Origin of the sequence: Cohnella sp. OV330 (genome assembly GCF_900112065.1) — a bacterium.
In the GTDB taxonomy this organism is placed as follows: domain Bacteria; phylum Bacillota; class Bacilli; order Paenibacillales; family Paenibacillaceae; genus Cohnella.
Genome location: NZ_FOKE01000003.1, coordinates 271256 through 297031, shown reverse-complemented (window position 1 = coordinate 297031; position 25776 = coordinate 271256). Strand labels below are relative to the sequence as shown.

Sequence of the window (25776 nt, the reverse complement as noted above, 5' to 3'; positions counted from 1 at the left end):
CAGCCTGCCGGCCTCTACCGCAGCCTGCGATTATGCTTATTTGGGGGCCATGTCGTTCTGCTCCAGCAAAAAAACCGCGCCGGTTAGGCGCGGTTTCTTTCGGGTGGTTCGGTTAAAAGCGTCAGGGCATCATCGCATCAGCCAAGCGTGGTCGGGATCGTTGTGGAAGCGCCAAGTGCGCGTCGGTCCTGCCATGACGTTCAAGTAATAGACGTCGTAGCCCGGCGGCGCGGATACAGGGTGGTAGCCCCGGGGCACGAGCACCGCTTCGCGGTCCTTGACGGCGAGCGTCTCGTCGAGCGAGCGGTCGTCGGTGTAGACGCGCTGCACCGCGAAGCCCTGCTCGGGCTGCACGCGGAAGTAATACGTCTCCTCCAGCAGCGACTCGTTCGGCAGATTGTCCGTGTCGTGCTTGTGCGGCGGATAGCTCGACCAGTGCCCGGCCGGGGTGAACACTTCGACGACGAGCAAGCTGTCCGCCGGCTCGCTCTCCGGAAGGATGTTGTGCACGAGGCGCGACATGCTGCCGCTCCCCCGGTGCTCCACGCCGACGTCTTCCGGGGCGATCAGCCGCGCCGCATGGCCGCAGCGACCGGGCGCCAGGCAGACCGCCAGCTCCACTTCGGTCAGCGCCTCCAGATCCCATTGGTCGCCCGACGGCACATAGACGGTGTAGGGCGGCGTCTTTTCGAACACGCTCATGCGCTTGCCGACGCCCCGCCACGTCTGATCGCCGGCGCTCACGTCCGCACGGCCGGACAGCAGCACAAGCGCCGCCTCCTGGCCGCCGGTCTCCCGGCCGAGCTTGTCCCCGGCCGCGAGCCGGAACACCTCGAAGCCGACATACGTCCATCCGGCGCTCTCCGGCGTGACGGACAGCACGCAGCCCCGTTCGTCGGGAACCGCGCGCGAAGGTACGATCAACTCGGACATGCCCATGCATGCTCCCCCTCTCTTATGCTTCCAAGGCCAGGCCGGCGTCGGCGAGCTCGGCCAGCTTGACCGGGCGTCCCGTCTCGAGCGAGCGCTTCGCCGCCAGGGCGATCAGCTCCGCCTGCAGGCCGTCTTGGCCGCTCACAGGCACAGGCCGCCCCGTTCGCACGCTGTCGACGAACTGGCGCATCTCGTCCCGATAAGCTTCCGTATACCGCTCCAGAAAAAAGTGCAGCGGCTTATCCCGCGTAATTGCTTCCGGTCCGCTCACGACCGCCGTGTTCGGATAGTCGTTGCCGATCGACACGCTGCCGCCGGAGCCGAACACCTCGACCCGCTGGTCGTAGCCGTAGACGGCTCGCCGGCTGTTGTCGATGACGCCGAGCGCCCCGCTGGCGAACTTCAGCGTCGTGATCGCCGTATCGATGTCGCCGGCTTCGCCGATGGACGGATCGACCAGCACCGCGCCTTGCGCGAATACCTCCTCCACCTCGCTGCCCGAGAGGAAGCGGGCGATGTCGAAGTCGTGGATCGCCATGTCCATGAACAGGCCGCCGGATACCTTGACGTACTCGATCGGCGGCGGGCTCGGATCGCGGGAAGTGATCTTAATCAGATGCGGCTCGCCGACTCTGCCCTCCCCTACGATCTCCTTCACGCGCCGGAAGTTATGGTCGAACCGCCGGTTGAAGCCGATTTGCAGGCTGACGCCCGCAACCGCAACCGCGCGCAGCGCCTCGCGCGTCCCTTCGACGCTCATGCTGACGGGCTTCTCGCAGAAAATCGCCTTGCCGTTCGCGGCCGCCTCCACGATCAACGGGACGTGAGTGTCGGTGGGCGAGCAGATGACGACCGCCTCGACTGCGGGATCCGTCAAAATCTCTCTCGCATCGGCCGTCACCCGGGCGATGCCGCGCTCCGCGGCCCATGCCGCGAGCGCTTCGCCCGCGAACGGATCCGCGATCGCCGCGACCTTGACGCCGGGCATGCGGAGCAGATTGTCCGCATGGATCTTGCCGATCCGGCCGGCGCCGACGATGCCGATGCCGATCGTTTTCAAAGTGTTGCTCAACGTAGGTTCCTCCCTGCTGATTCCGTGAACCGGCCATCCGCCGTTTGCTTGTTTCCGAACCCGCTTACCACCGCGCCGTCACCATTTTTTTGCGCGTATAGAATTCGACGCCGTCCGTGCCGTTCGCGTGGAGGTCGCCGTAGAACGACTTCTTCCAGCCCGAGAACGGGAAAAACGCCATTGGCGCCGGCACGCCCAAATTGATGCCGAGCATGCCGGCGTCGATCGTCTCGCGGAACTGGCGCACGGCGCTGCCGCTGTCCGTGAACAGGCAGGCGCCGTTCGCGAATTCGGAGCGGTTGGCGATCTCGATCGCTTCGCCCAGCGTGGCGGCACGCATGACGGCCAGCACCGGCGCGAATATCTCGTCCCGCCAGATCTTCATCTCGCAGGCGACGTCGTCGAAGATCGTCGGCCCGACGAAGTAGCCCTTGCCGTCCGCCGCCGCGTCCTGGCGTCCGTCGCGCACGAGCTTCGCGCCTTCCTTCTCGCCGGCTTCGATATAACCGAGCGTGCGGGCTTTGTGCGAATCGCGGATGACCGGGCCGAGGAAGACGCCTTCTTCCAGGCCGTTGCCGATCGAGATCGCGTCCGCGGCCTGCTTCAGCTTTTCCACCAGCGCGTCGCCGATGTCGCCGACCGCCACGACGACGGAGCAGGCCATGCAGCGCTCGCCCGCGGAGCCGAAGGCGGCGGCGACGATCTGGGTGACCGCCGCGTCGAGGTCGGCGTCCGGCATGACGATGCTGTGGTTTTTGGCGCCGGCCAGCGCCTGGACGCGCTTGCCGTGCGCCGAAGCGGTCTTGTACACGTACTCGGCCACCGGCTGCGAGCCGACGAAGGAGACGGCCGCGATGCCGGGATGTTCGAGGATGCCGTTAACCGCGTCATGCGCGCCGTGCACGATGTTCAGCACGCCCGGCGGCAGCCCGGCTTCGTCGAACAGCTCGGCGAGCCGCTGCGCCAGGAGCGGGGTGCGCTCCGAAGGCTTGAGCACGAACGCGTTGCCGCAGGCGATCGCGAGCGGGAACATCCAGCAAGGCACCATCATCGGGAAATTGAACGGCGTGATGCCTGCCGCGACGCCGACCGGGTAACGGTACATGCCCGACTCGAGGTTCGTCGCGATATCGGGCAGCTGCTTGCCCATCATGAGGGAAGGCGCGCCGGCGGCGAACTCCACGCACTCGATGCCCCGCTGTACTTCGCCGTACGCTTCCGCATAGCTCTTGCCGTTTTCGATCGTGATGAGTTTCGCCAGCTCTTCCCAGCGTTCGACGAGCAGCTGCTGGTATTTGAACAGGATCCGGGCGCGGCGGGGCACCGCCGTCTTCGCCCATGCGCGTCCCGCTTCGGCGGCCGCTTGAACGGCCGCGTCCACGTCCGCTTTGCTCGACAGCGGGACGTAGGCGATCACCTCTTCGGTGGCCGGATTGTACACCGGTTCTACCTTCCCGGAGGCGGACGGCACCTGCTTGCCTCCGATCCGGTTGCTCAGCGTCCCCACCGCGGCGTCGATTCGATTCGTCATGGCGTGATTGCCCCTTTCCGATGTCCATCTGATAGGTTCTAGTAATTAGCTGTTTGCCGTAATCTCGCCGCGGTTGCAGCGCTCGATATAGTCGTGGACGGCGCCTGTCGTCGGCATCGCGTCCGAGCAGCTGTGGCTGGAGATGACGATGCAGGCCGCGGCGCTACCGAATTCCATGCAGCGCTCGACCTCCCACCCCTGCAGCAGACCGTACAGGAAGCCCGCCGCATACGAGTCGCCGGCGCCGAAAGTCTTGACGACCTTGGCCGGGAAGCTGCGGGCCGTGTGCGCCGCCCCGTCCTTCGTATAGGCGACGGAGCCTTCTTTGCCGTGCTTGATAACGACGAGCTGCGCGCTGTACGCGAACCACTTGGATGCCGTGACGCGGTCGTCGCGGTCCGGATTGCGTTCGAAGCGCTCCATCATGTCGAACTCCTCGCGCGTGCCGAGAATGATGTCGCATTTCTCTGCGGCGAGGTTATAGTAGACGGCCGTCTCCTGCTCCGAGCGCCACGTATAGGGCCGGTAGTCGAGATCGAACGCGATGACCGCGCCGTGGCGCTTCGCGTAGTCGAGCGCGAGGAACACCGCTTCCCGCGACGGACTGGCCGCGAGCGCCGTCCCGGAGATCAGCAGCATCTTGGCGTCCGCGACGAGCGCCTCGCTAACTTCGTCCGGCGTCAACAGGAGGTCGGCGGCATTGTCGCGGTACATCAGGATGCTGCAATCGGTCGGGCTCTTGATCTCGGTGAATGCGAGTCCCGTCGTCGCGCCCGTGCGGTCGATCGACACGCTCGACGAGTCGATGCCTTCTTTGGCGAGATATTGCGCAATAAATCGGCCCATCTGGTCGTTCGCCACCTTGCCGATGAAGCCGGTGGCGAGGCCGAGGCGGGACATGCCGATGCAAATATTGGCCGGAGAGCCGCCTACGTATTTGGTGAACGTGAGCGTCTCCTCCATCGGCCTGTTGATCTCGTTGGCGTTGAGGTCGATGCACAGGCGACCGATGGCCGCGAAGTCGAGCTTTTTATCCGCGTTAAAATCGATGATTCCCATCGCTGTTAAGCCTCCCTTATGTCGGCAGTCCCTTGAACCTGTCCAGGATCGCGTCGAGATAAACGATCGCCCTGCGCGCGTATTCGCGGGGCTGGTGGAGCGCCGGATCCTGCTCGCCCTCCAGCATCGCCCAGCCGTCGTAGCCGCGCGCCAGCAGCTCGCGCACGATCGGTCCAAAATCGATGCATCCGTCGCCCGGGACAGTAAACACGCCCTTGCGGATGCAGGTGACGAAGTCGGCGTCTTCCGTCCGGGCTTCGGCGAGCACCTTGGGCCGAATATCCTTCAGGTGGATATAAGCGACTCTTTCGTAATGTTTGCGCAGCAGCGCCAGCGGATCGGAGCCGCCGTAAAAGGCGTGGCCCGTATCGTACAGCAGGTGAACGAGCGCAGGGTCGGTCCGGCGGAGCAGCTCGTCGATCTCTTCCGGCTGCTCGACGACCGTGCCGCCGTGATGGTGGTACGCCAGCTTCATGCCGAAGCTCCGCGCAATCTCGCCGGCCGCGTTCAGTCCCTTTGCGAGACTGTCCCAGCCTGCCTCGTCCAACCTCAGCACCGTTTTCTCCGCAGGCGTGCGCCGGGGGTCGAAGTGCAGGGAGCCTCCGACCTCCGCCGTGCTGATGACCGTGCTGCCGAACTCGGCCAGAAACGCCGCATGACGGCGGTAATCTTCCAGCTCCCGTTCGAGGTACGCCGGATCGGAGAACAGCACGGACTTCCACTGGGACACGAGCCGGATGCCGCGGGCATCGAGCTCCCGCTTCAGCACGGCCGGATCCTTCGGAAACTTGCGCCCCATCTCCGTTCCGGTCAGGCCGAGGGACGCGATATCGTCCACGATGGTCTCGAACGTCGTGTGCGCGCCGTGCTCAGACACGTCTTCGCCCACCCAGTTGATCGGATGGATGCCTAGTTTGAACGGCCGATCGGCCATGCGGCTCACCTCTTCCTCTATATTAATAAGGCGCCGTTATTAGTAAGGCTTCGCTTCCGCCGTCCTCGCCGCCATCTCCCGCTGCGCCGCGCCGACCTTCGGCGAGACGGACACTTCCGGCACCTCGACGCGCCACCACGATTCGTAGCCGTCCGTGTTCGTGCCGGGCACGACCGGAATCTCGATCAGCGTGGTCGTCGTCTCCCGTTTGGCCTGCGCAAGCGCCTCGCGGAGTTCTTCCGGCGTCCGTGCGGTGTAAGCGACAGCCCCCAGGCTGCGGGCATGCGCGGCGAAGTCGATCGGCAGAGGCGCGCCGGTCAAGCGGCCCGTATCGACGCTGCGGTAGCGGAATTCATTGCCGAAGCCGTCGCTGCCGTTCGCGCGCTGCAGGTTGTGAATGCATTGGAAGCCATGGTTGTCGAAAAGAAGGATCGTAATCTTGCGGCCTTCCTGCAGGCTCGTGACCAGCTCCGAATGCATCATCAGGTAGCTGCCGTCGCCCACGAACGCGTACACTTCGCGCTCAGGCTCAGCCAGCGCGGCGCCGAAAGCGCCCGCTACTTCGTAACCCATGCAGGAGAAGCCGTATTCCATGTGGTACGTCTTGGGCTGCGCTGGACGCCATAGGCGATGCAGGTCCCCGGGCAGGCTGCCCGCCGCGCAGACGACGACCGACGACGGGTCGATCGTCTCCTGGATAACGCCGAGCGCCCGCGTCTGCGCCAGGCCGTCCGCATGCTCCGCCGCGAAGAGACGGTCGACCTCGCGATCCCACTCCGCCTTCAGCGCCGCAAGCTCGCCCTCGGCATACGCGCTGCGATAGTCAGCCGCATTCAATGCAGCCTGCAGGGCGATCAGCCCTGTTTTCGCGTCCGCGACAAGCGCGGTTCCTTCCAGTTTCGCCGCGTCCGCAGCTTGCACGTTCAGGTTCACGAACTTCACGCCTTCGCCCCGGAAAGCCCGCTTCGACGCCGTCGTGAAGTCCGAGTACCGCGTACCGATCCCGATAATGAGATCCGCCTCCGCCGCGATCCGGTTGGCGGCCAGCGAGCCGGTCACGCCGATGGCGCCCAGATTCAGCGGATGGTCCCAGGGCAGCGCGCTCTTGCCCGCCTGCGTCTCCGCCACGGGGATGCCGAAGCGCTCCGCGAACGCCGCCAGCTCGGCCGTCGCGTCCGCGTACAGCACGCCTCCGCCGGCAATGACGAGCGGCCTCTTGGCGCCGGCGATCAGCATCGTCGCCCGCTCTACGGCCGCGGTCGACGGCGGACGGCGGTCGACGACGTGCACGCGTTTCACGAAAAATGCGTCCGGATAGTCGTACGCTTCAGCCTGCACGTCCTGCGGCAGCGCCAGCGTCACCGCGCCCGTCTCGGCGGCATCGGTCAGCACCCGCATCGCCTGCAGCGCCGCCGCCATCAGCTGTTCGGGACGAACGATGCGGTCCCAGTAGCGGCTGACCGGCTTGAAGGCGTCCGCCGCGGAGACGTTGTAGTCGGACGCCACCTCCAGCTGCTGCAGCACCGGGTCCGGCTGGCGGCCGGCGAAGTTGTCGCCGGGCAGCAGCAGCACCGGGATCCGGTTGACGGTCGCGGTCGCCGCAGCCGTCACCATATTGAGCGCGCCCGGGCCGATGGACGACGTGCACGCCCAGATCTGCCGGCGGTTTTTCTGCTTCGCATAGGCGGCGGCCGCATGAACCATGCCCTGCTCGTTTTTGCCCTGCACGTAGACGAGCTCGCCCGCGCTTCGCTCGAGCGCCTCGCCGATGCCGGTCACGTTGCCGTGGCCGAAGATCCCCATCACGCCTTGCACGAACTTCGTCTCCACGCCGTCTACCGATATATATTGGTTGTCCAGAAACTTCAGCAGCGCCTGGGCCATCGTTAATCGTAGGGTCAATTCACTCTCTCCTCTCGGCCGCTCCCCGGCCAGTCGTTCACGCGCCGGCGCCGGCCTGCGCGGCCGACGACGCCCCCGACGAATCCCGCTCGCGCAGGAACTTCTCAAGGCGGCAGATCTCCACGCCCGCCAGCATCATGATGCCGGTCCCATGATTGTCGTTGACGACGGTGAGCAGATCGTACTTGTAGTAGTCCTCGGTAAAAGAATAACGCGAGCCGCTGCATACGCCGTGCACGTTGCCGTTGCGGTCGATCGCCTTCGTCGCAAGCCCCCGCCAGCCGCGAAGTGCCGCGTCGGTATAGCGAGCGGCGCCCTCCAGCCATCCGAAGCGGACGCCCCGCGCGAACGCGTAGGCGAACATCGCCGTGCAGGAGGCTTCCTCGTACGCGTCCGGATCGGTCAGCACCTGTCGCCACAGGCCGGACTCGCCCTGCTGCGCCGCGATGCCCGCGCACAGCTCGCGGAAAAACGCGAGAAGCGCCGGCCGGTCCTTGTGCGCCAAAGGCAGCCGCTCCAGCAGCTCCGACAGCGAGAACAGCGTCCAGCCGTTGCCTCTGCCCCACGGAATGCGCGTCGCCTTGCCGTATTTGAAGTCGTATACATGGCTCATGACGCCGCGGTCCTCCATGTACAGGTAGCGCCGGTAATGCAGGAACTGGCTTGCCGCGTCATCCAGATAGCGCTGGTCTCCAGTGATCCCCGCATATCGGCTCAGGAACGGCGCGCTCATGTACAAATCGTCCGCCCACATGGTGTCGGCGGAATATTCGCCGACGCACAGGCGGTAATAAGCGCCGTCTTCGCGCCGCTCCAGCCGATTCGCGATAAAGTCCGCGATGACGTTCGCGATCGCCAGATAGTCTTCGCTGCCTTCGGACGGATACGCCTCCAGCATCGCCGAGCCGAACGAGCCGCAGTTGTCCAGCATTTTCATCAGCACGAGCTGGTGGTTAATCGAAGGAAAGCCGTAGGCAGCCTTGTCCCAGAGAGAATATTCGTACCACTCGGTGCAGCTGTCGATATGGGCGCGGGCATATTCCGCGATCTCGGGTCGACCGAGCTCGCGGGCGGTCTGCAGCAGGCCATACATCGTCACGCCGAGCGGGTAGTCCCAGCGGCCGAAATTGGTCGCGGCGCCCGCCGTCCAGCGGTTGCTCAGCATCGCGTTCTCATAATAAGGACGCAGCCGGAAACCCGGGCCGTCCAGCGCCCAGCCGGTCATGCCGCCGGCCCCCGCCGAGCCCGCGCCTTCGGCCAGCTTGAACAGCCGCTTGACCGATTGCACGGCGGCAGGCGCCTCATTATGATCCGCCGGCAGCGGCCCTGCGTACAGCCAGCCGCCGGCCACGCCTGCGCCATGGACCGGCGCCGGCAGCTCAAAGCGCACCGGACCGCCGGACGCCGCGGACACGGCCAGCTCGAATCCCCAGCCTTGCTCGCCCGTCGCTGCGCGGACCAGCACATGGCCGTCCGCGAACGCCAGCGGCAGCTCGCGCTTGAACGCGCCCGCCTCGGCCAGCTCGATGATCGGCTGGCCGTCCAGCCAGACGGTCAGCGGGCCGTAAGCCCAGCCCCGCCATACGCTGCTCGCGCCTCGCGACGTCGGCGGCAGCTTGCTCCAGGCATAGCCCGCGGCAGCGCCCTGCTGAACGCCGAAGATGCGCTCGAAGTTCGGCCGCGCTGCCGCAGCCGCCGGCCACTCGCGCGCCGGCAGCCAGGCGATGCCGGTGTCCGCTTCCTTCCCGCCGAAGTCGGGGAACCCGAGTCCTTCGCCGTACAGCGCGTCCGGCAGCGCGCCGGTATACGCCCAGCCTGCGGTCTCCCGGCGCTCGGCGAACGGCGCCAGCACCTGCAGGATGCGCACTTTGCCTTCCTCCGCGCCGAAGCGGCAACCGAAGCCCGCTTCCGTCTTGCGCATTTCGAGCAAGAGCGTATTCCAGCCCTTGCGCAGCAGGAGCGGGACGACCGCCTTGGCGTCGGGCTTCATCTCGTCGACCGCGCCGGAGCGGTACAGCAGCGCTTCGTTCAGGTAGAAACGAACCGGACTGAACGGCATGATCCCCGCGTCCAGCGAGCGCTCGTCGTCGCTCCATACGAGTCCGCACGCATAAGCGATCTCTCCGTGCCGCGTTTCCGGCAGCCGCCTTGCCAGATCGAAGTCGTAATAGCCTTCATCGGTCTGGAGAATGCCGTCCGCAGAAAATGCGCGAAGCGCGAAGGGAATCTCGGGATTCGCGCCCAGGTAGCGTCCGGCCACCGCGCCGAGGATGCCGGCGGCGTCCTCGCCCAGCCAATAGCCGATGCTCTCGCGCCGTTCGATATATTCGGTCATGGATGATCACCCCAGGCTCATTAAGCAAATTGAAATCAAGCTTCCGCGCGCGGCACGGTCCGGATGCGGATCCGCGTCTCGAACGGCGTGACGACGTTCAGCAGCAGCGTTTGGCAGTCGAATGGCAGGTTCGCCTCGCGGACGAAGCCGGCCGTATGCGCGAACGCGCCGCCGCTCAGTTCAAGCACGTCCCCGCCCGCTTCGTACCGCAGCGTGCCGGACTTCCAGAACTGCTTGCCCGCGCCCGCAGGGGCCAGCTCGCCGCCGGACAGCTCGCCGTCCGCGGCCAGAATGACGGAGATCTGCGACATCGCTTCTTCAGGCTCGCTCGCACGGATGACGAGCTCCCAGCCGTCCGCCGTTTCCAGCGCGTCGACTTCGACGCGAAGCCGCTGCACGTGCGTTTCCTCGCGCACATGGTGAGGCAGCAGGTACCACGGGCTGGTCGCCTCGCCCGCCGTCGCCGGCAGGTGCCCGGCTGCCACCGGGCCGTAGTAGCCTTTGTGCTGCTCCCCTGCGAGGCGGTATCCGCCGCCATCTTCGGCCAGGCTGTTCATCGGAACGAAGCCCGGCGCGAAGTAGGTCGCGACCTGAACGCCGAGCAGCCGCGCGGCGCCATGCCGCAAGGCGAAGAACGACGGCGTCTCCGCGCTGATCGTGACGCTCTCGTCCCCTTTGCGCACCCGGGCGACGGCGGCGCCGAAGTCCGGATGCAGACGGCTGTGATAGATTCGGCCGTTATGGCCCGCGCTTTCCATCGCCGCCAGGTATTGCTGCCGCGGGAAGTCCGCATGCAGTACCTTGCGGTATTCGGTCGGCAGTGCGGCCGGCTGAACGGCCTGCGACTGCAGCGAGGGATCGAGCAGCAGCCGGACCGCGGCGTTCGTCGGGCAGCTGCCGGGATGCCGCAGCTGTCCATAGGCGAGATCGGCGGCCGCCTGGAACTCGGCGTCCCCGTCGAGATGCGCCATCATGGCGTAGGGCAGATAATAAGAGGATAGGTCGTGCTTGTGTCCAAAATCTTGGCGGCCGGAATAATCCGTCACGACGTCGCCGTTCGGATGGACGAGATAGAGCATCATGCGCAGGTTGGCGCGGACGGGCGCGAGCAGCTCGGGCTTCCCGAGCAGACGCGCCGCGTGGACGAGCATGATGTCGCTCACGGCGTTGTAGATGCCGTTGCTCCGCTCGGTCCATTCGCCGTCCGGCGTGATGTCCATGCCTTCTGCGATCCACTGCTCCGCCCGATGCAGCGTATCCGGCGCGCCGAACAGCTCATGCAGGAATCCTAGCGCCGCGCTGACGACCCAGCGGTGGTTCGGCGTATGGACGCCGCCCGTGACGAGCGCCGGAATCGTCCGCTCGAGGAACAGGCGGACGTCGGCCGCCGCCTCGCCAAGCGGCGCCCAGTCGTCCTGCGCGAGCAGCTGGTACACCTGCGCATAGCCGACGACGACGAACGCCGTATCCGGCGGCGAGTGGAAGTTGGTCCAGCCCGGCGAGATCGTGCCGTCCTCGTGCTGCGCGCCGACCATGTAGCGGGCGGCCAGCGCGAATCTAGCCGCCAGCGCCTCGTCCCGGTAATAGGGCGAGTCCGGATTGCGCAGCGAAGCCGCCCAGATGGCCATCGTCATGGGCGTTCCGGTGGAGTGGTTCGGCGATGCGAGGCCGTACTCGGCGCTTACGATGCCGCCGTAGCTGCGGCTCTTTTCATCCAGGTCCTGGCGGTCCATGCCCTCCCGCACCCAATTGTCGTTGATCTCGAACACGTTCCGATAGGCGCTTTTCACGCTTGAATCCCTCCGTCCGCCGCCGGCTTCGAAGCGGGTGATCCCTTTCGCGCCGCCAGCTTTTGCTGCAATATCCCATGACTGCGGTGAATCGCCTCCGGCTCGCAGGCCGCTTTGAGCTCGTATACTTTAAGCGGGACGCGGTCGATCGCCTCGAGGAACAGGTCGAACGTCTCGCCGTCGCCGCTGTGAACGTACGGACACCAGTGATCGGACAGCCCGATCGTCTCGTGGATGTGCAGTCCGCCGATGTCGTCGATCAACCCCGGCAGCTCGACCGCGTTGTCGTACAGCCCCATCCGCTCCATCATCATCCCGTGCCCGATGTCGAACCACAATTTAACCGGCGAGCCCTTCAGCTGGTCGATCAGCCATCTGGCTTCGGCGAGCGTCGGGATCTGATTGCAGCGCGAGCGCGTCTCGATGCCGAGGATCAGGTCGTACCCTCTAGCGGCCAATGTCTCCGACGCTTGCTCCAGACTGTCGCGGATACGCGCGAGATAGCCGCCGGCCAGCGCTTGGCGCCGCTCCAGCATCTCGTCCCACAAGGTCCGGTACGCCTCCGCGTCCGGTCCTTGCTCGCGGTAAATCTCTTGGAGCCTGCGGCTGATATCGTAGGGGAAAGGCACCTCGCCCGGATGCACGACGACGGCCTTCGCCCCATAGCGATGGGCGTATTCGGCGGAGTGGACGAGCAGATCGACCGCCCGGCGGCGCTTCTCCTCGTCCTCGAAGCCGAGCAGCACCGAGTCCGTGCCATAGTCGGGATCCGCGACGTGCGGGAACGTGTTGTGCACGCTCGACACGCCGATCTCGCCGCGCTCGATCATCGGTTCGATCGTCGTCAGAAGTTCCTCGGTCACGTTGTAATTCAACTCGACCTGACGGAAGCCGAGACCGCGGATCTCCTGGATCATGTCGCTGCCCCGCGTATGGCGCTTGATATTCCAGCAGGTCGAGAAGGAATAGTCCGCTTTATCCAATGCCTTGTCCAAGCCGCTCATCCCTTGACCGCTCCCAGCATGACGCCGCTGACGAAGTAACGCTGCAGCCACGGATAGACGAGCAGGATCGGTACGGTGGCGAACACGACGCTCGCCGCCTTCAGGCTCTCGGGCGTGGAGTGGAGGACGCCGGGCCCCTCGTTGCGCGTCACGTCCGAGATCATGCTGTTCTGCACCAGCTGGTACAGCTTCAGCTGCAGCGGATAGAGCTCGGTCTTGGTGATATAGAGGAGCGAATCCTGGAAGCCGTTCCACCGCCCGACCGCATAGAACAGACTGAGCGTCGCGATGACCGGCAGCGAGAGCGGCAGGATGATCTTGAAGAGGGTGCCGAACTGGGTCGCGCCGTCGATCTCGGCGGCCTCGACGAGGCTGTTCGGAATTCCGTTGAAGAAAGAAATCAGAATAATCAGATAAAATGGGCTAATCAAGCCCGGCAAAACGAGCGCCCACACCGTATTAAGCAGATGCAAATTCTGAACCAGGATGTACTCCGGGATGATGCCGCCGCTAAAGAACATCGTGACGACGATAATGAACATGAACACCTTGCGGCCCTTCAGCTTGGTATGCGTCAGGGGGTAAGCGGCCGCGACCGTCATAATCATGCAAAGCACGGTCGTCAGCGCGGTCAGAAAGACGGTGAAGCCAAGCGAATGGATCATCGACATATCCGACAGGACGCTGCGATACGCTCTTAGATCCAGATCGATCGGCAGCAGCGTGACGGCGCCCGATACGACCGCGCGGGTGGAGCTGAGGGAGATCGCGGCGATGTGAAAGAAAGGCGCCAGGCAGATGAGGACGAAAATCGTAAGGAGAATGACGTTGACGGTATCGAAGATGCGGTTGGACGTACGCTCGGTCACGGTAGCCCGCTCCTTTCGGTAGATAGCTTATAAAATTCCTTCGTCGGTCAGCTTCTTGGACGCATAGTTGGCGCCGAGGACGAATACCAGTCCGACGACCGCCTGGAACAGCCCGACGACCGTCGCCAGCGTATATTGGCCGGACTCCAGACCCGTACGGTACACGTAGGTGCTGAGCACGTCGGAATAATCCATGACCATCTTGTTGCCGATGACGAACGGGCGGTCGAAGCCGATCGCGATCATATTGCCGAGATTGATGATGAGCAGGGTGGCGATCGTCGTCTTCAGTCCGGGCAGCGTGATATGCCAGATCCGCTTGAGCCGGCCGGCGCCGTCCACTTCGGCCGCTTCGAACAGATCGCGATTGATGCCGGTAAGGGCGGCCAGATACAGAATCGTGCCCCAGCCCGCGCTTTGCCACACGCCCGTCGCCAGGTAAGTGAACAGCCAATAGTGTTTGTCCGACAGGAACGGCACCGGACCGAGCCCGAGCGCAGCGAGGAAGTTGTTGACGAGTCCGGACTGCGTGCCGAAAACCTGATACACGATGCCGCCTATGATAACCCAGGAGATAAAGTGGGGAATGTACAATATCGTTTGGGACAGCCGCTTGAACCACTGGAACTTGACCTCGAACAGCATGATCGCCAGGATGAGCGGAGCCGGGAAGGATACGATGAGGTCCAGGATGTTCAGCATAAGCGTATTGCGGAGCGTATTGAAGAAATCATGGGAATGGAACACCTCGCGGAACGCGTCCAGTCCGATCCATTCGCTGCCCATGATGCCTTGAAAAAAGTTAAAGTCCTTGAACGCGATCTGCACGCCCCACATGGGGCCGTACTTGAAGACGATAAAATAGGCGAGAGGCAGGACGAGCAAAGCGTACAGCTGCCAATAACGGCGAAAGTAAACGGTTCCTCTCATGATTGCCGGTCTCCTCTCCTGAGGCTGGAAGTAAAGGGCGGCCCCGCGGGGCCGCCGCTTCTCCCTTGTTTGTCTCGTGCCCGATGTTTAGGCTTATTTCTTCTCTTGGTAGAGCTTCGTGCGCTCGTCGAGGATCGCCTGGCCGCCGCTCTGCATGTAGTCCTTCAAGGCGGACTCGTACGCGCTCTCGAAGTTGGCCGGCTTGGCCGTCGCGGCCTTGACGATGAACTCTTCGTACTTATCCTGCAGCGCCGTGCCGTATTTGGACTCCGCCTCGATCGGACGATCGATCAGGAGCGGCGCGAACGTATCGGTGACCGAGATGTCGAGCGCCTTGCGGAGATTTTCCTGGTACGCCGGCGGGAAGCCTGCCGCGAACGCTTGCTTGTTTTTCTCTTCGTCGCCGGTGAACTTGCCGTTCGCTAGGATGACGATGTCGCCATAATTGTAAATGCGGTCGATCACGTCCTGCGGCGCGTCCGTCTTCACGATCGGAATGCCGTCCTTCATCTCGTAGTTCTCGCCTACTACGCCGTTTTGCAGCGCCAGCATATTGTCCGTCTGCGCCATCCAGTCCAGATACTTGACCGCTTCGGCCGCGCGCTCGCTCGACTTGGGGATCATGATGTACATGCCGTTCGGCGCGTACGCCGGCTTCGCGTGCTTGCCTTCGGAATTGGTGAACGCGTCGATCGGATCGAGCTTCGCCGTCGGCACCGTCTTGAGCAGATTCTCGTACGTGCCGTCCGCGTAGTACAGGTTCGGATAATCCTCGGTCAGGAATCCGACCAGGCCGTTCTGGACGTCCTGCGTCATCTGCTTCTTGTCCTTGTCGAGACCGAAGTCCTTGCTGATCAGCCCTTCGTTGTACAGCTTGTTGTAGAATTGCAGCGCGTCCTTGAAGCCCGGCAGCAGCGTCGGATACTCGTTGGAGCCGAGCTTCTGCGTCAGCGTGAACCGCTGCTCGTCGGTCATCGGCTGAATGAACGACCAGATGAGCGGATCGTACTGCGCCGGCTCGATCGACATGCCGTAAGGGATCACCTTGCCGCCCGTCTTGCCCGGATCCTTCTGCTTGAACGCGACCAGCGTATCGTACAGCTCCTGCGTCGTCGTCGGCGCCTTCATGCCGAGCGCGTCCAGCCAGTCGGTGCGGATGAACGAGGCGTACTTGCCGAGGATCGAACGCTTGCCGGGAATCGCGAGCTGCTTGCCGTCATAGACGCCGTATTCGAGCGCGTCGTCGCCGAGGAACGTCTTCAGGTTGGAGCCGTATTGGTTCAGAAGGTCCGTCAGGTCGGTCAGCCCGCCCTGCTGGGCGTAGCGGTTGAACGTGGCCGAGTCGTAGGTGAAGACGATATCCGGCACGTCGCTGCCGCTCGCCATGAGCACGTTCAGCTTCTTGATCTCTTCGGAGCGGGGCACGGGCACGAATTCCATCTTAATGTTGTTCGGCGTGCCGAAGTTGTCTTGAATGTATTTCGTCAGATAGCTGTTCGTGATGGTGTAAGGACTCGGCGAATTGCCGCGGTCGAACAGTTCGACCTTAAGCGTGACCTGCTTGCCCGAGGCGGCAGGCGAGGATGCGGTGCCGGCCGAAGCCGATCCTCCGCCGTTTCCGGCGTTCCCTGCGTTCGAATTCGAATTGGATGAACATGCGCTCAGCAGGCTCATGCTTGCGAGTACGGCTGCCAGCGACAGGCTTGCTGCCTTCGTCATCTTTGGTGCCATTGTCACAACCCCTTATCTTATGAATAGGTTCGCCCATTTCGCCGCCGCTTGGGGGAGTCGCCATGAACGCTGCGTGCTCCGCCGCTTGAAAGCGCTTCGATCGGGATGTCCCCAGTATGCCCTCAGGTCCCGCACGGGGACAATAAACTAAATTCGGGAGACGCGAGACCGCTATCTTACGGGCATCCCGCGGGGATACGACAGGCAAGGCGCACCGTTTTCCCGAACTAAACCGAATTCCGGTACGCCCGTACGCTCCCTTCGCAGCTGCGTTCGGCCGGTTCGACCGTCACCGGATTCCGGCGTCCGCACCGTACCGGAACGCCATTCCCGAATTAAAAAAACGAAACGAGTGCGCTCCGATCCGGAAGCTCGCACCCATTTCGCAACCAAAATCTTGAAGAGTAAACCGAATTCCCGAAGTAAACTTTAACGGAATTCGATGCGTATTTCCCTTGTCGCGCCGCGGCTGGCGCGATTATTCGCCCGACGAACGCAGCTTCAGCTTGCGGTAGTCTCCCGGCGCGACGCCGTAGGTCCGCTTGAAGACGCGGCCGAAAGTGATCGAATTCGCGTAGCCGATCTGCAGGGCGATGTCCTGAATCGGCAGCTTCGTCTCGAGCAGCAGCTTCTCGGCCCGCTCCATCCGCAGATGCACGAGAAAGTCGACGAACTTCATATCGAACTCCGTTTTGAACAAATAGCTCGCGTACTTCCCGGAGATCTGGAAGCGATCGCTCAGATGCTTCAGGGACAGGTCGGGATCCGAAAAATGCTCCTCGATATAACTCTTCATCTCGTTAATCATCGCGCGGTACGTATTCGTCTTGCTGACGACGACGTAGGAACGATAGGTCTCGCTGAGGAACTCGCCGATCCCGGCCTCGAGCTCGTCAAGCGATCTCGACGCGTCGAGAATGCGCTGCCAGCTCTCTCCTTGATCGCCGGACAGCCTGTCTCTCAGCTCCTCGGAGAAGATATCGAGCTCGTGTCCGAGCATCCGCATCATCGTCTGCAGCAGCGACCGGATCGCATCGTCCTTGAGCCTGTCCTTGCGGAAGCGGTCGAACATGTCCTGCAGGCCGTCTCTCCAAGCCTCGTTGTTCATGCGGAAGTCCTTGACCAGCTCCGAGATCGTCCCGAGGTACGGCAGCACCGGACTCAGATCGCCGCTCGTCATCTCTTCGCCGAACAATATCGTGCCCTTGCCATGCGAGAGCTTATGCCTGAGCGCCTCGGTCGCCGCGCGGAACGAATGCTCGACCTCCTCGAGGCGCCGCACGGCCACGCCGATGCCGAAGCGCAGCGGAATGCGCAGCTTGTCCTCGACCCAGACGCGGCACTGATCCGCGATGCCTCGCAGATCCTCCGTGCTTCTCGACCCTTCGCCTTCGGGCAGCGCGATCAGGACGGCGACGCGGTCGCCGGCGATCCACTCCGCCCAGCTATGCAGGTTTTCATTGCGGGCGAGCTCCTGGAAGACGTTCATCAGGGCGAACTTCAGCACGTTCTGGTCCTTGGCCGAGTACTGGCTCTGAAACAACGGATATTCGTCGATCTCGGCGACCGCGATCGCGTAGCATCGGGTCTCCGCGTCTTGCGGCAGCGGACTGAGCTTGCGCATCTTGTCGGCCAGATCGCCTCCAAGCTTGTGCCCGCCGACCAGGTCGATGAACAGCTGGCTGCGCTGGAGCGTCAGGTTTTCGTGATACTGCTTTTCGTAATCCATGGATCTCGAGATCAGGCTGGTCAACGCGTTGTCGATCATCGCCAGCTCGTCCTTCTTGGAAGGCGGCGCGTCGGTGCGCAGCTGGATCGATTGCAGACGGTTCATGACCAGTTGGATCGGGCGATAGTTTTTGCGCGTGATGTACACGATATAGACGACGGCAAGCAGCACCGTCAGAATGCCGATCGCGATCCAAACATACGAGATGACGGATACCCATGCGTACAGCTGCCCGGTACGGATGCCGCTCTCGAACGTCCAGCCCAGCCGGTCGGAGTGCAGCGTAGTGAGCTCCTTGCCGCCCGAAGCGGAGCCGCCCACGCCTTCGGCTTTGTGCGCTTCGAAGATCGGCTCGCCCGCTTCGTCCTTGATGATTAAGAAGGAAATGCTGTCGTTGGTCATCGCGTTCACGATCTGCTCGAGCGGGTACATGCTGACGTTAATGACCAGCATACCCTGGCTGCCGAACGGGAGCGGCAGACGCTTGTACATCGAGATGACCCGAATCGGGGCGGTGCTGCCGACCTCCCGCAAGCTTCGCACGTCCGACCAGCCGCGGTAATCGGGCTTCTGCAGCGCTTGTTCGATGAAACTTCGGTCCGGAAAGGCGGACAGCTCGCTCCTCCCTCTCTCCGTAAGGACGGTCTTGTCGGCGTCCCGGTACAGATAGACCGATTCGATCAGCTCGCTATTCTCGTTCAGCGCGCGAAGACGAGGCGCCAACGAATAGATTAACGATTCATCGTCGCCGGACGATCGATTCAGGTAAGCCGAATAGCTTCCGTTCGTCTCCATTTCCTTGAGCACGCTCATCTCGATATCGTTCACGGACCGCTCCAGGTTTTCCATGATGAACCGGGTGGAGACGGCGTCCGCCTTGGCCGTTTCTTTGCGGGAGATTTCGTTGACCATCAAGAACGAGAGAAAGACGATGATCGTGATGGTAATCAGAAAAATGGGGAAGTAGGATAACAGCAGACGTCGAAACCAGCTTTGCTGCAAGTGGTGCGCCCCTTTCGAATGCGGCGATCGTATCGGATTGACATGGGTACAAACGCTTACATATCGCTCTATTGTACCATGGCCTTGCCGTCCGTGAAACCGAGCCGCCCCCGTTCCCTATCATTGGAAACGGTGGGAGCGACAGCTAGCAGGGCTGCGGATTCAGACGCTCGGAACGAAAAAAACGGAGCCTCTGCGGAGGTCTCCGTCTTTGGAATTTAGGTATGTCTGATTGAATTACTGGCCGCGCGCGGCTCTGATCGCGGCGCCTTCTTCCTCGTTCGGACCGTATACGCCCGGAGGAACCGCGTCGGCCTGCCGCATGAGGATGGTCATCTGACCGCGGTGGTGGATCTGATGGCGAACGACCAACGTAACCACGCCGTCGTATGTCATGTTCATCGCGCCGAACAAGAGCAAGCTCTCGGACAATCGCGCGTCCGTCCATTTGGCTTTGATCGCTTCGGCCACGGCGGCGCTCATGCCGCGGTATGCTTCGACGATCTCCGCTGCGTTCGCGGGAACGGGCCGTTTGAAATCCGGTCCTGCGATCTGAAGCCCTGCGCTGCCAAGGATGCCGACGGGCGCGCTGGCCACATGCCAGGCCAGATCGCCAAGCGTCCTTGGGCGGGTCGCGGACACGGCTTGCTTCAGAGACGCGTCGGTCATCGCCTCGAGTACCTTAAGCGTCAGCGCCGCTTCCTGGTTCCAGTCGTTCACGACTTGTTCGATCGATTGATACATCCCATCATCGCTCCTCTGCCTACGTAGATATGCATCAAGCATATCATCGCAAACGACTTGGTACAAACTAGGAGCCGCCCCAGATCGCGACTATGAGGCAGCAGAGGAAGGCGACGCCGGCCGCAGGCGTCATGACGGCTTTTTCCCGCTTGCTCTTCGATGCGAGATTGCCAAGCGTATTCAGTCCGAAAAACGCGGTCACGACCCAAATTAGGATGATGGCGCCTTTGCCGGTACGCGTTGGGATCACGTCCGAATATATAAGCAACATCAAAGCGATCAAAATCAGCACGATGGCCGAGGGCAAGCTCGCCCATCGGACGCGCGGCGGCAGCACGCCCGTATACTTGCCTCCCCAGCTATAGGCGCCCAGCGGCAAACCTGCCAGGAGAAGCACGTGAAATACCGCGATCAGCAGCGCGATAGCCGCGCCGATGATGGCGGCAGCCTGGACGACCGATTCGTTCATGCGAGTCCCTCCTCCTCCTCCTTGATTTCCCGCAGCAGCGTTTGGAACCAGGACAGCATCGAGCGGTGAAAATGCAGCCCGAGCTCCAGCGTCTTGAACTGATACTTGGCGATCGCCGTCAAGTCGGCAGGTACCTGGACGCTGCCGGCTGCGACGCCCGCGGCTTCGAAGTCGCGAATTCCTGCCTCCAGCGTGCCGATCACGGCTTCGACGACGCGGATCCGATCTTCGGCGGCGAGCAGTCCGAGAAAGAACAGCCTCGTCGTGACCTCTTTGTCCAGCTGCTTGAGGGGGACGTCCGCCTTCATCCATTCCAGGAAACGGCGCTTCCCTTCGTCCGATATGGCGTAGACGAGCTTCCTTCTGCCGCCTTGCAAGACCTCCTGCCGGTCCGCATGACCGCCGCTCTCCAGCTTCTTTAACGCGGCTTGTATGCTGCCGAGACTTGCGCTATAGAACGGAGACACTTTCCGCTCGAGAATGGATTTGATCTCGTATTGCGTGAGATCGCGGAGCAAGAGCAAGCCTAAAATGACGAATTCCATCGTCGTGCCACCTCCGGTCGCGCGGATAGATGGCCTCAGTATAATATACCTAATAGGTATATGTAAATAAAGAAAACGTCGCCATGTGACGGTAGCCTTGGCGGCACGGAAGAGCGAGCTTGAGATAACCGGTTTTTTCGGTTAACGGGGGCTTTGGCGGGTGGGCCGAGCTTGGGATAGCCGGTTTTTTTCGGTTAACGGGGGCTTTGGCGGGTGGGACGAGCTTGAGATAGCCGATTTTTTCGGTTAACGATGGCTTTGGCGGGTGGGACGAGCTTGAGATAGCCGGTTTTTTCGGTTAATGGTGGCTTTGACGGGTGGGCCGAGCTTGAGATAGCCGGTTTTTTCGGTTAACGATGGCTTTGGCGGGTGCGACGAGCTTGAGATAGCCGGTTTTTTCGGTTAATGGTGGCTTTGACGGGTGGGCCGAGCTTGAGATAGCCGGTTTTTTCGGTTAACGATGGCTTTGGCGGGTGCGACGAGCTTGAGATAGCCGGTTTTTTCGGTTAATGGTGGCTTTGACGGGTGGGACGAGCTTGAGATAGCCGGTTTTTTCGGTTAACGGCGGCCTTGGCGGCCGCGTTAGCTCCCTTATGCGCTTATCGGCACAGCCCGAAGCACCTTTGAGGCTGAGTTAGCTCCCTTACGCGCTTACCGGCTCCGCTCAAAGCTTTCCTGAGGAGGCGATAGCTCCCTTATGCGCTTATCGGCACAGCCCGAATCGCCTCGGAGGCGGAGCTAGCTCCCTTTTGCACTTATCGGCAAAGCTAGGAACAGGGCAGTGGTTTTACTGCGGTTGCTTGTGCGGAGTTACGCCGTTTCTCCCGGCATTGTGGTGCTAGAGCGGCGGTTCCTCCATTCCAAGGCAAATGCAAAAACCGCCCCAGTCTGGCAGGCGGTTCGCGTTCGAGGCAGCTTGCAGTTTTATTAGCGATAGCGAAAATCTAGCCGGCGGTAATCATCCACCGGATGCCGAACTTGTCCGTCAGCTCGCCATAGTACAGGCCGAACGGCTGCATCTCGATCGGATGCTTGACATGCCCGCCCTCCGCCAGCTTCCCGAAGGCTTCGCGCGCTTCGTCCTGCGTCGCGTAGCCGATCGACAGCGCGACGGCTGCGCCGGAACCGACCGGCTCGATCGCATCCGCCAGAAAAACGTAGTTCTCCCCGGAGACGGCGATGCACATATGCATGACTTTGTCCTTGAATTCATTTTGCGCGCCCGTCAGCTCGCCGTGCGTGCCGACAGACATTAGCTTGCCCCCGAGCGCCTGCAGGTAGAAGTCGGCCTGCGCTCTAGCGTCCTCCGACTGGATGAACGGCTTCAACGTGCCCATGATACGCCTCCGTCCCGATTCTTTTTTTAAAGTTCCTCCTTCAAAGTAACATAGCCATTCTTCCCTCGTTTCTTACGAATTGCTCACTTTGCAAGGGTTGCCTGCTCGGAAAACGCAACGCCGTTAACCCTTTCTCCGGTCATCCCGTCCAATTGATAAATAATTGATCGGTCGTGTTGCAGGACGGCCCGGCCTATTGGATCGAAACGGCCGGCACCGCCGCCTGGTATCTGCAGCGGGGCGACACCTTTCTATCGGTTGGCACCGCCAAGCCGTTCGGCCCGGAGCAGCTGCTGTTCGTAGTCGCTTCGCTGGTCCCTCTGGAAAATATGCAATCGCGATCATAAGACAGCGCCCGGTCAAAAAGGACAGCTGTTGCAGGTCGTGGCCGACTGCCCCGCCTCGCAGCGCAACGTTCCGGAGGAAGTGTCAAGCACGGCTACATCCTGGAGCGCGAGCACGAGAAAAACGGACGCGAGCTGTATTTTTATATTCGGGCTTAACGCGGCTCAAAAGCCCTCCGAAGTCGAGCAAGCCGAAATAGCCAAACGGGACGAAGCAGAGATGACCTGCTTCGTCCCGTTTGCGTTTGTTGCGTATGCGGGTTACTCTCTCGATACTCAAAATAGCGCAAAAATGCGCTATTCTCGTTTGCACGCCCTGCATTCGCACACCCCGGTGCTTGCGCAGCACGCGGAATAGCGCAAAACTGCGCTATTCTCGTACGCTCGCCTTGCATTCGCACACCCGGCGCTTGCGCAGCACGCGGAATAGCGCAAAAATGCGCTATTCTCGTACGCACGCCTTGCATTCGCACACCCGGTGCTTGCGCAGCACGCGGAATAGCGCAAAACTGCGCTATTCTCCTAAGCACGCACCGCACTCGCGATGCGGCTCAGCGCGATTCGCCCACCCGCCGCAGCCGGAGCAAGCCCGGCTCGCCGCGCAGCAGCACCGGCTCGCTCGAACCAAGCGCGCCGCGCCCGATGCGCCCGTGCCGCGCGAACGTAAAGCCCGCGTGCGCCTCGAGCAACTCGTAGTCGCCGGCCTCGAGCGCGAGCCGTCCCCAAGCGAGGCGGTCGCCGTCGACGTCGCGCCAGGCTTCGAGCGCCGTCTCGCCGGCGACGCCGTCGATCTCGGTCGGCAGCGTCACCGGCGCGAGCGGCCCCGGCAGCGGCGCGTCGTCCAGCCGGAAGGCGTGCTGGCCCCGCTCCAGCCGGAGCGCCAAGCGCCCGGGCATCGCCGTCCAGTACACGCCCCGGCCGCCAAGCCGTGCCGCCGGATCGCCGTCCGCCGGCAGCTCGCGGCCGGTGACGAGCTCGCGCAGCGCGACATCGCCAGGCGGCACCGCCAGGGAGAGAGCGACATCGCGGTCGGCTGACGCCGACAGCCGTCCGTCGCCCCACGCGACCGTCATCGGCGCGTCGCTCTCGAAGACGACGCCCCCGTCGCGCTCGATCCGCGTGCCGTGCACGAGCAGCAGCGAATCGCCGGCGACGGCCAGCGCCGCGCCTTCAAAGCGGTAGCCGTCGGCACCGGTATCGACCATGCCCGCATGCGTCGTACGAACGTAGAGCGCGGCGTCCCCTTCGAACGACAGCCGGACATAGCCGTCATGCTCGGTCGATGCGACAGCCGCCGGCGCGACGCCGTCCAGCCGGTAAGGCGCCAGCGTCGCGACCAGCACCGCGGCATCCGTCTTCGGCGTCGCGAACGACGCATGCACCTGCGACTTGCCGGCAGCCCAGGCGACCGGCAGTGCCTCCGCCCCCTCGGGATCGAGGAACCGGGTCTCGATCGATGCCTTGCTGCCGCGCGAATCCGCGCCGTGCAAACGGATCTGCAGCCCGGCTTTGCCCTTCTCGATCGTGGCGCCGCCGCTCTCAGGTTCGAGCGTCAGGCGCTCGTCGGCATGCAGATTCCACTCGAAGGAGACGCCTTCCGGACCGGATGCTGCCAGATCGTCGATGACGACGAATACGGACGGCTTCATGTAGACGATATGCCTGAGCGCGCGAGAGAGCTCGCCGCCCCGATAGGCCGCGATCGCGTCGCCCGTCGCCGCGTCGAAAGCCGGGTGGGACGCGAAGCCGACCATGCGGCCCTTGGCGTCGAAATCGTCGATCGGTTGGCCCTGCCGCCCGTCGAACGTAATCGCGTTCGCGGAGTAAGTCCGCTTGGTATAGCCGCGATGGTGCACGCTGTTGTAATAATCGTAGTACCCGCTCTTGAGCGCCAGCGTCTCGCCGAACGCATGGATGATGAAGCCGTTCTGGTCGGCTTGGCTATGGCTGTAGCTGCCATACGGGCTGGACTTGAAGTAGAGCGATATCCGCTCCGGATCGGTCAGGTCGCTGTGCATGGCGACGAGGCCCGTCGTCGGGAACCACTTCGCCTTCGGCAGGTCGGCCGGCGGCCGCGGCGCGATGCGCTCGTCGCCGTAGAAATAATCCTGCAGTCCCTCGGCCGTCCGCTCGCCGATCGCCTCCGCCGCCCACTGCATGCGCGGATCGCCGTACGCCTGCGCCAGCCGGTTCAACAGGCCGATGCTGGGCCAATCCGGCAGGTAGTGGCTGTCGTTGCCGAACACGCCGGTCGGGCTGCCATGCGGGAACATGTAGATCGGATACAGCCCCTCGTGTCTCGAGAAAGCTTTGGCGTACGCGTCGATGGCGCCCGCGCTCAGCAGCACGTCCATCAGCTCCTTGTTGGAACCGGACGACCACTGCCAGTAGCCGGTGCCCTGCGACCAGGAGCCGTCTTCTCCGCCCCATGGCGGGAGCAGATTGATAAACGCAGGTACGGCGCGGCGCACCCAAATCTCGGCTTCGGGAATGTCGTGCAGCATGATCGTGCCCATCAGTCCGATGTAGCCCGCGATCGTCCAGCCGTGGGAGTCGAACGGATACTGATAGATCGGCTGGCGGTCCAGATAATGCTCGATCAACACGGCGATGCGCGTGCGGACCATGTCCTGGACGGCCTGCCGCTCCTCGGGAGACAGCAGATCGTACAGCCAGTCGTAGGCGATGGTGGAGCGATACGCGACGGCGCGATGGACCTGGTCGTTGATATCGAACCGCGTCGCCGCTTCCGGGTCCCAGGAGGCGAAGTTCAGCAGATGGGTCTTGGCATACTCGCCGATCGCGCGGTCTCCCGAGATCAGATAGACGAAGGCGGCTTTGAGCAAATGGTCGAGAGTCGTGTCGGCGTATTTGCGCAGGTCCTGCAGCGCTTTGACCCACTCCGGCGATACGCTGGAAATGGATCTGTCCATGTACGGGAAGGTCGGATCCGGCGGCAGCGGATCGTCCATATGCGCCTGCACCGACGCGCGTGCGCGCTCGAACACGGATTTGGGGACGCCGTGCAGGCGTCGCTCGCGAAAAGCCTCGAGCTCGCGCGGGTTCGTCCAGACCCGCGGGTGGCCGGTCTCCATGCGCGCGAGCATCTCGTCGATCGACGGTACGGGGAACGGCACGCTGCCCTCCGCGATCCGGAATCTGCGTACCTCGCTCCAGGCGGACCAGCCGGCCTCGGGCGTATGGTACCGCACGCGCCAAAACCAGGTTCCCTCTTCTAACGTTTCGGGAAAGTTGTAAAAGTTGATCGCCGGCTCCGCGGCCGCGATCGCGCCGCCGTCCATAGCGGCATCGCGCGCGAGCTCCAGCCGGTACCGGTCCGCGCCCGGGACGAAGGGCCAATCGAAGTCGGGCGGATTTTGCGTCGTCACGAGCGCATCCGTCGGCCGGAACGGGAGATTGGCGTTCGCCATCAGTTCCGCGGGCCAGGCGGGTCCTGCCTCATCGAGCTGCTTGAGTTTGCTTGCGTTTTCCATGACAAACTTCCTTCCTCGTCGG

The 25776-nt window shown here is 63.0% G+C and carries 18 protein-coding genes; all 18 read right to left on the bottom strand.

From position 1 onward, the window contains the following. Positions 1 to 129: 129 nt before the first annotated feature. The 18 genes from iolB to BM235_RS08330 all read right to left on the bottom strand — a co-directional run bounded on the left by iolB (position 130) and on the right by BM235_RS08330 (position 25754). Positions 130 to 933, bottom strand: coding sequence for a 5-deoxy-glucuronate isomerase (iolB, locus tag BM235_RS08420; RefSeq protein ID WP_090112236.1), 804 nt, complete (start codon positions 931 to 933; stop codon positions 130 to 132). 22 nt (positions 934 to 955) lie between these two features. Beyond that, positions 956 to 1993 carry an inositol 2-dehydrogenase gene (iolG, locus tag BM235_RS08415; RefSeq protein WP_090112234.1) on the bottom strand — a complete coding sequence of 346 codons (1038 nt, stop codon included), beginning with the start codon at positions 1991 to 1993 and terminating at the stop codon, positions 956 to 958. A 76-nt stretch (positions 1994 to 2069) separates the two neighbouring features. Then, entirely contained in the window at positions 2070 to 3536 is a 1467-nt protein-coding gene (locus tag BM235_RS08410; protein ID WP_090111595.1) for a CoA-acylating methylmalonate-semialdehyde dehydrogenase, read from the bottom strand. Between the two features lie 45 nt (positions 3537 to 3581). Next, on the bottom strand, positions 3582 to 4595 hold the full coding sequence (gene iolC / locus BM235_RS08405) for a 5-dehydro-2-deoxygluconokinase (RefSeq protein WP_090111593.1): 1014 nt from the start codon (positions 4593 to 4595) through the stop codon (positions 3582 to 3584). Between the two features lie 16 nt (positions 4596 to 4611). Further along, on the bottom strand, positions 4612 to 5529 hold the full coding sequence (gene iolE / locus BM235_RS08400) for a myo-inosose-2 dehydratase (protein WP_090111590.1): 918 nt from the start codon (positions 5527 to 5529) through the stop codon (positions 4612 to 4614). A gap of 39 nt (positions 5530 to 5568) precedes the next feature. Beyond that, on the bottom strand, positions 5569 to 7413 hold the full coding sequence (gene iolD, locus BM235_RS08395; RefSeq protein WP_090111588.1) for a 3D-(3,5/4)-trihydroxycyclohexane-1,2-dione acylhydrolase (decyclizing): 1845 nt from the start codon (positions 7411 to 7413) through the stop codon (positions 5569 to 5571). A gap of 55 nt (positions 7414 to 7468) precedes the next feature. Continuing rightward, entirely contained in the window at positions 7469 to 9766 is a 2298-nt protein-coding gene (locus BM235_RS08390; RefSeq protein WP_090111586.1) for a glycoside hydrolase family 88/105 protein, read from the bottom strand. A 35-nt stretch (positions 9767 to 9801) separates the two neighbouring features. Next, on the bottom strand, positions 9802 to 11556 hold the full coding sequence (locus BM235_RS08385) for a hypothetical protein (protein ID WP_369803487.1): 1755 nt from the start codon (positions 11554 to 11556) through the stop codon (positions 9802 to 9804). Further along, the gene (locus BM235_RS08380) at positions 11553 to 12560 is read right to left on the bottom strand and encodes a sugar phosphate isomerase/epimerase family protein (protein ID WP_090111582.1); all 1008 of its coding nucleotides are present in this window, start codon (positions 12558 to 12560) and stop codon (positions 11553 to 11555) included. The genes BM235_RS08385 and BM235_RS08380 overlap by 4 nt, the downstream gene beginning before the upstream one ends. Further along, complete coding sequence (locus BM235_RS08375) at positions 12557 to 13429, bottom strand: carbohydrate ABC transporter permease (RefSeq protein WP_090111580.1); 873 nt, start codon at positions 13427 to 13429, stop codon at positions 12557 to 12559. Before BM235_RS08375 ends, BM235_RS08380 begins: the two co-directional genes overlap by 4 nt. Before the next feature lie 27 nt (positions 13430 to 13456). Beyond that, positions 13457 to 14359 (bottom strand): ABC transporter permease, encoded by a 903-nt coding sequence (locus tag BM235_RS08370; RefSeq protein ID WP_090111578.1) that lies wholly within the window; start codon positions 14357 to 14359, stop codon positions 13457 to 13459. A gap of 93 nt (positions 14360 to 14452) precedes the next feature. Further along, entirely contained in the window at positions 14453 to 16090 is a 1638-nt protein-coding gene (locus tag BM235_RS08365) for an extracellular solute-binding protein (protein ID WP_090111576.1), read from the bottom strand. A gap of 478 nt (positions 16091 to 16568) precedes the next feature. Further along, a complete protein-coding gene (locus BM235_RS08360) occupies positions 16569 to 18821 on the bottom strand; it encodes a helix-turn-helix domain-containing protein (RefSeq protein WP_090111573.1) in 2253 nt (750 codons plus the stop codon). A 237-nt stretch (positions 18822 to 19058) separates the two neighbouring features. Continuing rightward, complete coding sequence (locus BM235_RS08355; protein ID WP_090111571.1) at positions 19059 to 19565, bottom strand: DinB family protein; 507 nt, start codon at positions 19563 to 19565, stop codon at positions 19059 to 19061. Positions 19566 to 19632: 67 nt separating this feature from the next. Further along, a complete protein-coding gene (locus tag BM235_RS08350) occupies positions 19633 to 20034 on the bottom strand; it encodes a hypothetical protein (RefSeq protein ID WP_090111569.1) in 402 nt (133 codons plus the stop codon). After that, entirely contained in the window at positions 20031 to 20579 is a 549-nt protein-coding gene (locus tag BM235_RS08345; RefSeq protein ID WP_090111567.1) for a PadR family transcriptional regulator, read from the bottom strand. The genes BM235_RS08350 and BM235_RS08345 overlap by 4 nt, the downstream gene beginning before the upstream one ends. Positions 20580 to 21523: 944 nt before the next feature. Next, positions 21524 to 21916, bottom strand: coding sequence for a VOC family protein (locus BM235_RS08340; RefSeq protein WP_090111565.1), 393 nt, complete (start codon positions 21914 to 21916; stop codon positions 21524 to 21526). 895 nt (positions 21917 to 22811) lie between these two features. Next, the gene (locus tag BM235_RS08330; RefSeq protein WP_090111560.1) at positions 22812 to 25754 is read right to left on the bottom strand and encodes a DUF4962 domain-containing protein; all 2943 of its coding nucleotides are present in this window, start codon (positions 25752 to 25754) and stop codon (positions 22812 to 22814) included. Between the last annotated feature and the right edge of the window lie 22 nt (positions 25755 to 25776).

Coding starts and splice junctions, on each gene's coding strand:
- iolB (WP_090112236.1), bottom strand. CDS start 933: ATGTCCGAGTTGATCGTACCTTCGCGCGCGGTTCCCGACGAACGGGGC.
- BM235_RS08410 (WP_090111595.1), bottom strand. CDS start 3,536: ATGACGAATCGAATCGACGCCGCGGTGGGGACGCTGAGCAACCGGATC.
- iolC (WP_090111593.1), bottom strand. CDS start 4,595: ATGGGAATCATCGATTTTAACGCGGATAAAAAGCTCGACTTCGCGGCC.
- iolE (WP_090111590.1), bottom strand. CDS start 5,529: ATGGCCGATCGGCCGTTCAAACTAGGCATCCATCCGATCAACTGGGTG.
- iolD (WP_090111588.1), bottom strand. CDS start 7,413: ATGGCCCAGGCGCTGCTGAAGTTTCTGGACAACCAATATATATCGGTA.
- BM235_RS08390 (WP_090111586.1), bottom strand. CDS start 9,766: ATGACCGAATATATCGAACGGCGCGAGAGCATCGGCTATTGGCTGGGC.
- BM235_RS08380 (WP_090111582.1), bottom strand. CDS start 12,560: ATGAGCGGCTTGGACAAGGCATTGGATAAAGCGGACTATTCCTTCTCG.
- BM235_RS08370 (WP_090111578.1), bottom strand. CDS start 14,359: ATGAGAGGAACCGTTTACTTTCGCCGTTATTGGCAGCTGTACGCTTTG.
- BM235_RS08365 (WP_090111576.1), bottom strand. CDS start 16,090: ATGGCACCAAAGATGACGAAGGCAGCAAGCCTGTCGCTGGCAGCCGTA.
- BM235_RS08355 (WP_090111571.1), bottom strand. CDS start 19,565: ATGTATCAATCGATCGAACAAGTCGTGAACGACTGGAACCAGGAAGCG.
- BM235_RS08350 (WP_090111569.1), bottom strand. CDS start 20,034: ATGAACGAATCGGTCGTCCAGGCTGCCGCCATCATCGGCGCGGCTATC.
- BM235_RS08345 (WP_090111567.1), bottom strand. CDS start 20,579: ATGGAATTCGTCATTTTAGGCTTGCTCTTGCTCCGCGATCTCACGCAA.
- BM235_RS08340 (WP_090111565.1), bottom strand. CDS start 21,916: ATGGGCACGTTGAAGCCGTTCATCCAGTCGGAGGACGCTAGAGCGCAG.
- BM235_RS08330 (WP_090111560.1), bottom strand. CDS start 25,754: ATGGAAAACGCAAGCAAACTCAAGCAGCTCGATGAGGCAGGACCCGCC.